This is a genomic window from Paenibacillus sp. JT22N7 (genome assembly GCF_059383875.1).
On sequence record NZ_JBXENY010000001.1, the window covers coordinates 418,248 to 429,766 of the forward strand.

Consider the following 11,519-nt stretch of genomic DNA (forward strand, 5'->3'; position numbering starts at 1 on the left):
TGTGATGAAAGATGCATTATGGCGTAATTGTGGTAGGAGGTGGACCGGTCGGCTTGATGGTAGCCTCTGAACTGGCATTAGCTAATGTAAAAGTGTGCTTGCTGGAGCGGTTGAAGGAAACAACGCCTTATTCCCGGGCATTAACCATTCATCCTCGCACATTGGAGATTTTAGATATGCGAGGCATGACGCCGGAACTGCTGGAGAGGGGGAGGCCGATTCCAAGAGGGCATTTTGCCGGCCTCCCAACGCCGTTGGATTTTTCGATTTTGGATTCAGCCTCGAACTATACATTATTTCTGGCGCAAAGTGAAACCGAGAAGCTGCTGGAGGAACGGGCAAAAGTGCTAGGGGTAGCTATTTTCCGGGAAACGGAAGTGAAATCGATCCGCCAGCACGACGAAGGTGTTGAAGTGACGGCGATAGGAGCGGAAGGGGAATATAGGCTGACTTCTGAATACGCTGTGGGCGCTGATGGCGGGGGGAGCCTTGTCCGCAAACAACTGGGGATCGCATTTCTAGGAACGGATGCTACTTTTACCTGTATGCTTGGAGACGTCAAACTGCCCGATCTTGAGCCAGGCAAAACCGTATCCCAATTTACGGAGCAGGGCGGCATCATGATTGTACCTGTGACTAAGCACATTTACCGGGTTATTGTGTTTGATACCGAGCGGATGGCGATTCCTAAAGATGAACCAGTAACACTGGATGAACTGAAGTCCAGCATGCTGCGTGTTTATGGACAAGATTTTGGTATTCGAGAAGCGCAGTGGCTCTCGCGATTCGGCAATGCAACTCGCCAGGCTGAGCATTTTAGCAAAAACCGGGTTTTCCTGGCCGGAGATGCGGCGCATATTCATCTCCCAGCAGGAGGGCAGGGGATGAATGTCGGTTTGCAGGAGGCTGTGAATTTGGGCTGGAAGCTGGCTGCCAAGCTGAATGGCTGGGCCCCGGACTGGCTTTTGGATAGCTATCATGAGGAACGTTACCCTGTCAGCACGGCGCTGCTCCGCAATACCGAAGCGCAGGCTCTATTGATTAGACAGCTTCCGGGCGTAATGGATTTAAGAAAGCTAATGTCATCCCTTCTGCAAATTCCCGAAGCCAATGCGTTGCTGTCTGACCAAATTTCAGCCTTTAATGTGGGCTATGCGCCCGACCCGCACTCTCCGCCGCATGCCCTGAATGGACGCCGATTCTCGGAGCTTACGTTGAGGCTGGAGAGCGGCTCTCTTCTGAAATCTTATAAGCTCATGCATGCTGGCTCCTATGTATTGCTACACCTTGCGGGTGATCCCCAATTTGGCGAGCTAGTCGACTGGGAGAAATATGGGCATGTGGAAGGCGTGCAAGCTTCTATAGCAGAAGCGGCTACCGATTGGGAAAATGTCCATACGGCATTGATTCGCCCAGATGGCTATATTGCGTGGGCGATTGACCGTACAGAAACGGCGCCGCTGGAGGCGGTCAATGCAGGACTTGCCCGCTGGTGTGAGCCTGGTTAAGTAATCATTGAATGGCTTGTCTAATTCCCCTGTCTCGCTGCCGAGATAGGGGTTATTTGATTTTTCTATCGTTATATCAATTAATTTTATAATTCCGATAAGATTAGTTGACTTTAAAAAAATCGACTTGTATAATGCATAAAAAGGTTGAAACATCCTGAATTTTACATGGAATGAGATTCCTTTTTATTTCTAGCATTTGGGGAGGAAACCTTGTTGAAAAAAGTAAAGATAACAATCGCCCTATTTTCGGTCCTTTTATTATTAGCAGGCTGCACAAGCGCAAAGCAGAGCTCGGGTACGACGCCCGCTTCAGCTGAAAGCTCTAGTGCCCCTTCAGAGAGCCTGGCGCCAGAAGCAAGTCCTTCACCACTGAAGGTGCTTAATTTGGGGAAAGATGTGGAGCTTGCGTCGATGGATTCCGCCATTGCGACAGACGGGCTGTCCTTCGAAGTGATTGCCGCTACAACAGAAGGCTTGTATACGATTGATGAGGATCGCGTGCCCCAACTGGCTTTAGCTGCAAAGGTAGATTTGAGCGAGGACGGCCTCCATTATACGTTTACGCTGCGAGATGCGAAGTGGTCCAATGGCACTCCGGTTACAGCGCATGATTTTGAATTTGCATGGAAGCGCCTTGTTAATCCAGAAACGGCTAGTGAATACAGCTTCATCGCAGGAGTAGCCGGTTTGAAAAATGCCGATGCCATCATTGCCGGCGAGAAAAGCTTCGACGAGCTTGGCGTAAAGGCTGTTGATGACAAGACGCTGACGGTGGAGCTTGAACGCCCCATTCCCTTCTTTAACTCTGTAATCGCTTTTCCTTCTTTCTTTCCTGTAAATGAAGCCTTCTTGAAGGAGAAAGGCACGGAATACGCCTTGACTCCTGAAGCGCTGCTGGCGAATGGCCCGTTCAAGCTGAAAACCTGGGAGGTCGGCGGCACAACCTTTTATTTGGAAAAAAATAATGACTACTATGATGCAGCCAGTGTGAAGCTGGATGGCCTAAACTATAAAATTATTAAAGACACCCAGCAATCTGTCCTCGCCTACGAAAATGGAGACATCGATTATGTCGCCCTCTCAGGCGAACAAATTGCAAACTATCAGCAAAGTCCTGAATACCATAGTGTGCTGACAGGCTTCTTATGGTATTTGTCACCGAATCAGAAGGTTCCCGGTCTTGAAAATATCAATTTGCGCAAAGCGCTCGCGCTTGCTTATGACAAAACAGCGGTAGTAGATGAGATATTGAAGGATGGCTCCATCGTAGCAGACTTTGCCGTTCCGCAGCTTCTGGCGACCGGGCCGGATGGGAAGGACTTTAGGGAAACGGCAGGCAGCTATCCATCGGGCAATAAAGAAGAAGCACTGAAATATTGGGAAAAAGCGAAAGCTGAGCTTGGCATTGATGCCATTGAGCTGGAGCTGCTGTTCGAGGATACGGAATCGGCGACGCTCGTATCGCAGTACATTCAATCGGAAATCGAAACGACGCTGCCCGGCGTAACCTTTGCGCTCAAGTCCCAGCCGAAGAAAAATCGTGTCGAGCTGATGTACAACGGCGAATATGAAGTGGGCCTGACCAGATGGGGGCCAGATTATAACGATCCGATGACCTATCTGGCGATGTGGACGACGGACAATCCGAACAATTTTGGCAAATGGAGCGATAAAGCCTATGATGAGCTCGCGGATCGGGTGAGCAGAGGCGATCTGGCCAGCAAGCCTGAGGAACGGTGGGAAGCGTTAAAGCAGCTGGAAGCGAAAGTGCTGGAGCAAGCGGTTATCTTCCCTGTATATCAGAAGGGCAACGCTATTTTAATTAAACCGGAGGTAAGTGGAGTTAATCTTGGCGCTATAGGTGGCAGCATTTCTTACAAATTAGCTGACAAACAATAACGGGCTGATTCCTTGAAGGGCCGGATCGCAGAAGCGGAAGTTCAAGCAGCTGTGATCCGGCATTTCATCGCGAAACGATAGCTTTGCCGCCAGAGGACGGCGACAGCCGTTTACGCTTGAGAGGTGAAACGATTGCGAAACTATGTGTTAAAAAGATTAGGCTTAGCCGTTGTGACTCTGCTCGTTATTTTGCTGGCGCTCTTCCTTATGCTGGAGCTTATGCCGGGCTCGCCGTTTAACGATGAGAAAATTACCCAGGCGCAGCGGGCCGTGCTGGATGCCAAATATGGCCTTGACCAGCCCGTGTTTAATCGCTTTGTCCATTATATTAAAGCGATGCTGAGCGGTGATTTCGGCGTTTCCTATGTCATTCAGAAAAATATGCCGATTTCCGCCATGCTGGAGGCGCGTCTGCCCGTATCCATACAAATCGGGTTTCAGGCCGTGCTGCTGGGAACGGCGATTGGATTGCTTCTCGGCATTGTAGCCGCTCTTAAGCACAATAGCTTTGCCGACAGCCTGACGACTTTTGTTTCGGTCATTGGTGTCAGCTTTCCCTCTTATGTATTTGCCCTTGCCTTGTCGTATTTTTTGGGATGGAAGCTCAAGTGGTTTCCGCTCTTATATAGCTCTGCATCGCCGTTTGTGTCTACCGTGCTGCCAACGATTGCCCTTTCGATGTTTACGATTGCGACCGTTGCCCGTTTTACTCGCTCTGAAATGATTGAAGTGCTTAGCTCAGAATACATACGGCTATCGGAGAGCAAGGGAGTGGGAAGCGTGAGGCTGATTATTGTTCATGCGCTGCGTAATGCGCTCATTCCCATTATTACGGTGCTGGCGCCGCTCGTTGTCGCTTTAATGACCGGCAGTCTCGTTATTGAACAGATTTTCGCTATTCCCGGCATCGGCAGTTTGCTCGTGACGGCGATTCAAATCAATGACTACAACGTCATCATCGCCGTATCCTTCCTTTACAGCATGATGTTTATTGCGATTATGCTGGCTGTAGATATTTTATATGGCGTCATCGATCCGCGCATTCGTTTGGCGAAGGGGGAGAAGCATGGGTAATCCGGTTCAATCTTATACAGGTACAGGTGGCGACTTCGAGCTTGCTGGCAATAGCGAGCGCGCGCAAATCGATTATACCTATACGAGCCAATCGTATGGGAGGGACGCTTTTCTGCGGTTTAAGGCGAATAAAGGTGCGGTTATTGGCCTAGTCATTATTATTATCATTTCTTTTTTCGCCGCCTTCGGGCCGATGATGAATGAGCACACGTATAAATCAATCCATATTAAGCATAAAAGCTTGCCTCCGCGCATTGAAGGCTTGGATACCTTTTTTATTTTTAATGGAGTAGCCAATGGGGTTCATGTGTACGAGGAGAAAGGGCTGACCGATGTTTATTATATTTTCGGCACCGATACGTTGGGGCGCGATTTATGGACCCGTACCTGGGAGGGGACGCGCATTTCCTTGTACATTGCGGTAATTGCCGTTGCAGTAGATATGATGATCGGCATGTGTTATGGCCTTGTTTCCGGTTATTTCGGCCGTTCGGTTGACAATGTCATGCAGCGATTTATTGAAATTTTAAGTGGCATCCCGAATTTGGTCATTGTGACGCTGCTCATTGTCGTGCTAAAGCCGGGGTTTGTAACGATAACGCTCGCCTTAATGATTACAGGCTGGATTGGGATGAGCCGGGTAGCACGGGCGCAAATTTTAAAGCTGAAGGAACAGGAGTTTGTGCTCGCGTCCCGAACGCTCGGGGCGGGTCATTTCCGTATTATTTTCAAAGATATTTTACCGAATATTTTCGGGCAAATCATTATTATGTCGATGTTTTCAGTTCCTAGCGCGATCTTTACCGAAGCTTTTCTGGCGTTTATCGGTCTGGGCATTCCTCAGCCCATGGCGTCATTAGGCTCGCTCATTAGCGAAAGCTTCAAGTCGATGACGATTTATCCGTATATGATTGTCGCCCCGGTCGTTGTACTGGCGCTGCTGATGCTGAGCTTCAATCTGCTCGCAGACGGGCTGCGCGATGCGCTTGATCCGAAAATGAAAGAAAGCTAGGAGGGGGAAGCAGATGAGCGAAACGGTGCTTTCAATCCGTAATTTATCGATCTCGTTTCAAACGGCGAGTGGGCTCGTAAATGCCATACGCGGAGTGGATCTTGAATTGCGCAAAGGGGAAACGGTCGCGATTGTCGGGGAATCTGGCAGCGGAAAGTCCGTTACGGTAAAGGCAATCATGCGAATCTTGAGCAGCAATGGGCAAATTAATGCCGGCTCTATCCTATTTCACTATGAGGATAATGGCAAGCGTGTGACCCAGGATCTGCTTAAGCTGTCACAAAAGGAAATGCGCTCGCAAATCAATGGCAGGCGAATCGCCATGGTGTTTCAAGATCCGATGACGTCGCTGAATCCGACGATGACCGTCGGCAACCAAATTATGGAAAGCATAATCATCCATTTGAAAAAAAACCGCTCCGAAGCGCGCAAGCGGGCGCTGGAACTGCTGCATCTCGTTGGTATAAGCGATCCTGAGAAGCGGATGAAATGCTACCCGCATCAGCTGTCCGGCGGCATGCGTCAGCGTGTCGTCATAGCGATTATGCTCGCCTGCGACCCGGAGGTGCTCATTTGCGATGAGCCAACGACGGCGCTTGATGTGACGATTCAGGCTAAAATTTTAGAGCTGATAAAAACGATTCAAGCGAAAACGGGCATTTCGGTCATCTATATCACGCATGATTTAGGCGTCGTTGCGAAGGTAGCCGACTATGTGACGGTCATGTACGCGGGAAAAATGATTGAGCGGGGGACGGTGGAAGAAATTTTTTACGATCCTCGCCACCCATATACATGGGGGCTGCTTTCCTCAATGCCGGACATGGGCTCGCCGAATGAAAAGCTGTACACGATTCCCGGCAGTCCGCCGAATTTGCTTCATCCCATTACTGGGGATGCGTTCGCACCGCGAAATGTCCATGCGCTAAACATTGATTTTAAGCTGGAGCCGCCCATGTTTAAAGTTACGGACACGCATTATGCGGCGACCTGGCTGCTGCATGAGAATGCGCCGAAGATCGAAATGTCAGAGACGCTGAAAGCGAGATCGGGCAGGGTGGCGAAGGAGGTGGGGAGCGAGTGGGAAGAGAAACCATCTTACGAGTTGCTGATCTGAAGCAGCATTTTAGAGTAAGCAAGCATTATACAGTGAAGGCGGTAAATGGGGTTTCCTTTGACATCCATAAAGGGGAAACCTATGGGCTCGTAGGAGAGTCAGGCAGCGGCAAGTCGACGATTGGGCGAACGATTATTCGGCTGTATGAGCCAACGGCGGGCGCGATTTCTTTTCAAGGTGCGGATATTTCCGGGACGCTGAGGGAGAAGGAGCAGACGCTGCTGCGCACCAAGATGCAGATGATTTTTCAAGATCCGATGGCCTCGCTTAATCCGCGGAAAAAAGTAATCGACATTATTGCGCAGGGGCTGGACATTCATAAGCTGTACCGAACGAAGCAGGAGCGCCAAGAGAAGGTAGAGCGCATACTCGAAAAAGTAGGGCTGTCGCGCGAGCATGCAAACCGTTATCCGCACCAGTTTTCGGGCGGACAGCGGCAGCGCATAGGCATAGCCCGGGCACTTATTATGGAGCCGGGGCTTATTATCGCCGATGAGGCGATCAGCGCCCTCGATGTGTCGATTCAGGCGCAGGTTGTGAATTTGCTTAAGAGCATTCAAGAGGAAACAAACACAGCCTTTTTGTTCATTTCCCATGATTTATCGATGGTCAGATATATTTCTGATCGAATCGGTGTGCTGCATTTAGGCTATTTAGTCGAGACGGGAACGACGGAGGATATTTTCGAGCGCCCCGTACATCCGTATACGAAGTCGCTGTTGTCGGCGATTCCCCATGCCAATCCGTTGAAGGAAAAAACGAGAGTCACCCTCTCCTACGACTATGCAAGCAGCGGGATCGATTATGCGAGAGGGACGGAGCAGGCCGTTTCGGCGACTCACAGCGTGCTTGCTACCGAGGAGGATTTTTCATTGTGGATCGGCAGATAAATGAATGCAAGCGGCATGCGATAAAAGGGGCTGGCAGCATAGTTAGCAATGAGCTGTTTGTTGTTTTTATGGTTTGCTAATGGTTGTATGTTTTTTGTGCTCAATCGGTTAGCGTTTGCTAATTCTCGGTTGCTTACAGCTGTTATCCCCTTAGCTCAGAAGAGCCGCATGTGCAGGTTAACACGTCTTACCCCTCGTAATTAACCTCTTCTTTGTTCATTTCTGTTGTTGGGAGGCAGGCTGTTGGTATCTCCAGCCGCAGCCTTCAAGCTTTCTGAGCTAAGGGGATAATGGCCCAAAGCGCCGCGAAGCATGTATCTATGCTGGAAGGGAGAAAGGGAGTTGTCTATTAAACAACTCCCACATTTAATTACAATTGAAAAGGCGAATTTTATGTTTCATCTATGCGCATTGGATTCGGTATTTCCACATATAAGGGCGTTTCGCCGCGCTGGTGAAAACGGCTGAGCAGATTTGCCTTTGCCGGGAGCGTAGCGCTGGTTAATAAATCTTGAATAAGATTGTGCAAAAGCGCATGGGAGGATGCTTGCTTGATTTCTTGCAGCACGTCGCTTGCGATCGCCCAGTACACCTGCTCTTCCTTCCCGCTATAATACGAAATTCGTGCAATTAGATGAGAGAGATGGTTAACGAAAAAATAATATTTTAAGCGATGGCGCGCCTGCTCCTCGGAATAGAGGACAGGGCTGTCTTCCCGCAGCAAGGTGTTAATCCAGCCCCGCTGCTTGGCCAATTCAACGTTAATGCTAATGCCCTCAAGATCTCTAACATAAAAAGTGCTGGGCATGCCTTGGTGCAAGCGGAGCATCGCATTTTACACATGCGCTTCCAGGCTTATGCCCGTTTCCGCGTATAAATGCAGCAGCGGCTTCATCGACAAGTGCAAATATTGGCGCAGCCAATTTGTCCAGTCAGGCTGCAAATGACTCCGTCGTATACTCCTCTCGAATAGCATCAATCGCCCTTGAGGCGTCAAGCGTTCGCAGCAGCTGCTCGGGCGTATTCTCACGAATGAAATTCGTAATCCGAATGTGCAGCGACAGCTTGTAAAAGCAAGCTTGCTCCGGGTTCCATACCGTTCGCACAGATGAGGTCGGGTATACGAGTGGCCCGGTATCCCCTAAATCTACAAGCATTCCTTGCTCCAGCAATTTTTGCACAGGCGCAAGGCTGCGTACATATTCTGCCTGCCAAGGATGGCAAGGCAGAAGCCTATAATCGCCGCTCGCCGCGCCAAGCTTCGCTTCGGCTGCCGCTTTCATCGCAGGTGGAATCCACGCGAAGTGCTCCTCATTCGATTGTTCGCCAAGCCAATCCTCCGCAATATATTCAGCTGCCGCAGCAAAGCAGTGAAGCGTGAAGGCGGCGCCGAATTCTGGCGAATAAGCCTGTGAATCGTTATCGGTGAAGCCTTGCAGGCTTTTTGGAGTCGGATGAAAGGGATGTCCGCAAAGTAGCGCCTGCTCCAAATAGCGGAAATCAAGGAGCCGCTCCCCTTGTTCGCGCTCCTGCTCAGCGGCATAAGCCAAATAGTGATTTAAACGCTGCTGGCTGTTATGAATAAGGGCTTCCAGCTCCGCCCGTTTTTGCGATTTAGACGCTGAGTCTGCCTGGGCGAAGCAAATTTCATCCAGCACAAGCTGAATCACTTCGGCGAACGAGTTTTTTTTCCATTGCTGTGCTTCCTTTGTATAAAAGTGCTCCCCCAACACATGGTGGCCGCCCGCAGACAAATGCAGAACAGTTCCATAGATTCCAAGCTTCGTGTGCGGGAGCCAAATGACTTTCGTTATTTCAGGATGAAAAAAGGAAACATCGCTAGGCTCGAATTGCCCCGATTCGCGAAGATAGGCATTTAACAAGCGGCTGATGCTTTCTTTTTCCGAGAGCTGAACGGATGGGCTAGATAAAGTAACTTGGTTTATTTGAGCTTGCGGCATGTTGGATTAGCTCCTTTCAAACGCTGATTTATTGGGCGGAAAAATGTTTTTGCTGCCGAATATGGGCAGCGGGAAACCAGACAAGCATAGAGGCGAGCAGCATGAAGCCTCCCATCACCAAAAAGACAGAAGACAGGCCTAGCTGAGCGCCAATAAAGACACCAATGGTTGGCCCGGAAATTTGTCCTGCCATGAGGAGGCTGTTTGTTGCCCCGATTTTAACGCCTCTGTCATGGTCGGATGAGGTTTTGAGGACAGAAAGCATGACGGTTTGCAATAATGCACTGTAAAAAAAGCCTTGCAGAAAACGGACAATAAAAAGCCAGATCAAGCCAAAAGGCAGCGTCTGGGCGATGATGCAAAGGGCGCATAGTAGCCCGGCTGCGGTGAAATTGCGTGCGGGCCGATAGAAGAAATTGTCACGGTTTTACGAAAGGTCGATGCTAAACCGAATGCCGTTGCGTTCTTCGAAGACGAATCAGCTCTATTTATTTTCATCCTTGCGGAAACGGAAGTTTCCCGTTCATCAAGGAGCAGGCAGCCATCGGATAGGCGTGCATGTGCTGTGTTTTATTTTAGAAGGCGAAGCAAGCCTCTTAATAGATGGCGTATTGTGCAGAATTCGCCCCTTCGAGCTGTATTTATTAGTGCCGGGAATGATCATTGATGTTCCGGACCGCTGCAGCCTGATTACGTATTACGGTCTTTTTTTCCAGCCTGTTATGCTCGTGAAGGAAGGCAAAAAGTTTGAAGGGGTAAAAGCATTATCGCTGTCTGGCGCTTTTTTGCCGGGCCATATTGCTATTCGCCAGCCGCAGCAGGTGCTTCAACGATTGCTGCATATGTATGACCAAAGCAAAGGAGCAGCGAGGGCGGATGCTTTTTCCTTGCGGCTGTTGTTAGAAGAATTTATTAGCTTTATTATTGCAAATGCACCGGAGCAGCGTGAAGCGAGCGATGAGCGAATTGAGCGCAGCATTATTTATATGAAAGAAAACTATATGGGAAAAATAAGCATTGACCATTTGGCTGAGGCTGCCGAAATGACGACAACCGCTTACTCCCGCCTTTTTCGCAAAATGAAGGTCGCAAGCCCTATTGAATATTTAAATCAAATCCGGATGGATAAGGCGAAGCAAATACTCGATCAGGAAGATCGGCGCGTGAAGGAAGTGGCTGATTTCGTCGGCTTTCGCAGTGAGTTTTATTTTAGCCGCATGTTTCAGCGTTTAGTCGGCGTATCGCCAACCGTTTATATGAAGCGCGGAACGATGAAAATCGCGGTCGCTTCTTCACTTGGCTTTCACGAGCATTTGCAGTCCATCGGCATCGAGCCTGTATGCGTCGTCGATTTGTTTCAATATCCAGGGATAGGGGAACAGGCGTATAGCAAACAGTTGATTGAGCAGCTTAGCGAGCTAAAGCGTTCCAAGTGCGATTTAATTATTGCAGATCATTACCATTTGCATCTTAAGGACAGCTTTAAGCAAATCGCAACACCGTATTTTCTCGATTTTTCCGTGTGGGATTGGAAACGAAACTTTGTGAAAATTGCCGAGCTTGTAAACCGGGAGCGTGAAGCCGAAGCGGTGCTGACCCGTCTGGATTTAAGTATTGAAGATGCCAAGCGGCTGCTGCATCATTCGATGGGCGAGCAACGGATTACGGTTATGCAGGTTAGTCACCGGGCGGTTGGCATTCAAGGAAAAACAGCCCATCCACTCAATGAACTCATTTATAAAGAGCTTGCTCTAAAGCCGGGTGGACAAGTGCCTGAAGAGATGTGGAGGCTGGAAATTCCGCCGGAAGCGTTGCCTGTACTGGACACCGAGCATTTGTTTATTCAGAAGCATCATGTGCTGGCAGGCAGCGAGGAAATATTCAAGCGGATGACACAAACAGCTGCGTGGCAGGAGACAGGTGCCATTCAAGAGGGAAATATACATGCGATTCCTAACTGGTTCGTCATGAGCTGGACACCGTTAGGAAGGCAGTATATTATAAAAAAGCTCATTGATTTGCTGGCAAAATAGCCGATCAATGAGCTTTTTTTCG

General features: G+C 49.4%; 8 protein-coding genes and 2 pseudogenes. 7 read left to right on the plus strand and 3 right to left on the minus strand.

The features are described from left to right. Positions 1-11: 11 nt before the first annotated feature. The 6 genes from AC50Y5_RS01830 to AC50Y5_RS01855 all read left to right on the plus strand — a co-directional run bounded on the left by AC50Y5_RS01830 (position 12) and on the right by AC50Y5_RS01855 (position 7,503). On the plus strand, positions 12-1,508 hold the full coding sequence (locus tag AC50Y5_RS01830; RefSeq protein ID WP_494858057.1) for a monooxygenase: 1,497 nt from the start codon (positions 12-14) through the stop codon (positions 1,506-1,508). Between the two features lie 216 nt (positions 1,509-1,724). Next, a complete protein-coding gene (locus tag AC50Y5_RS01835) occupies positions 1,725-3,410 on the plus strand; it encodes a peptide ABC transporter substrate-binding protein (protein WP_494858059.1) in 1,686 nt (561 codons plus the stop codon). Positions 3,411-3,542: 132 nt separating this feature from the next. Beyond that, on the plus strand, positions 3,543-4,484 hold the full coding sequence (locus tag AC50Y5_RS01840) for an ABC transporter permease (protein ID WP_494858061.1): 942 nt from the start codon (positions 3,543-3,545) through the stop codon (positions 4,482-4,484). Then, positions 4,477-5,496 carry an oligopeptide ABC transporter permease gene (gene opp3C, locus AC50Y5_RS01845; RefSeq protein WP_494858063.1) on the plus strand — a complete coding sequence of 340 codons (1,020 nt, stop codon included), beginning with the start codon at positions 4,477-4,479 and terminating at the stop codon, positions 5,494-5,496. Before AC50Y5_RS01840 ends, opp3C begins: the two co-directional genes overlap by 8 nt. A 13-nt stretch (positions 5,497-5,509) precedes the next feature. Then, positions 5,510-6,613, plus strand: a complete 1,104-nt coding sequence (locus AC50Y5_RS01850) for an ABC transporter ATP-binding protein (RefSeq protein ID WP_494858065.1) — start codon at positions 5,510-5,512, stop codon at positions 6,611-6,613. Further along, positions 6,577-7,503, plus strand: coding sequence for an ABC transporter ATP-binding protein (locus AC50Y5_RS01855; protein ID WP_056029987.1), 927 nt, complete (start codon positions 6,577-6,579; stop codon positions 7,501-7,503). Before AC50Y5_RS01850 ends, AC50Y5_RS01855 begins: the two co-directional genes overlap by 37 nt. A 391-nt stretch (positions 7,504-7,894) precedes the next feature. On the opposite strand, the pseudogene AC50Y5_RS01860 reads toward AC50Y5_RS01855, so the two are convergent. From AC50Y5_RS01860 to AC50Y5_RS01870, 3 genes and pseudogenes are all read right to left on the minus strand, one after another. Beyond that, a pseudogene (locus AC50Y5_RS01860) lies at positions 7,895-8,479 on the minus strand (IucA/IucC family C-terminal-domain containing protein). Continuing rightward, positions 8,436-9,464, minus strand: coding sequence for an IucA/IucC family protein (locus tag AC50Y5_RS01865; RefSeq protein ID WP_494858067.1), 1,029 nt, complete (start codon positions 9,462-9,464; stop codon positions 8,436-8,438). Before AC50Y5_RS01865 ends, AC50Y5_RS01860 begins: the two are co-directional and overlap by 44 nt. A gap of 28 nt (positions 9,465-9,492) precedes the next feature. Continuing rightward, positions 9,493-9,831: pseudogene (locus tag AC50Y5_RS01870) on the minus strand (MFS transporter); the annotation flags it as partial. A gap of 85 nt (positions 9,832-9,916) precedes the next feature. Between AC50Y5_RS01870 and AC50Y5_RS01875 the strand changes: the two are divergent. Then, positions 9,917-11,497, plus strand: coding sequence for a helix-turn-helix domain-containing protein (locus tag AC50Y5_RS01875; protein ID WP_494858072.1), 1,581 nt, complete (start codon positions 9,917-9,919; stop codon positions 11,495-11,497). The last annotated feature ends 22 nt before the right edge of the window (positions 11,498-11,519 follow it).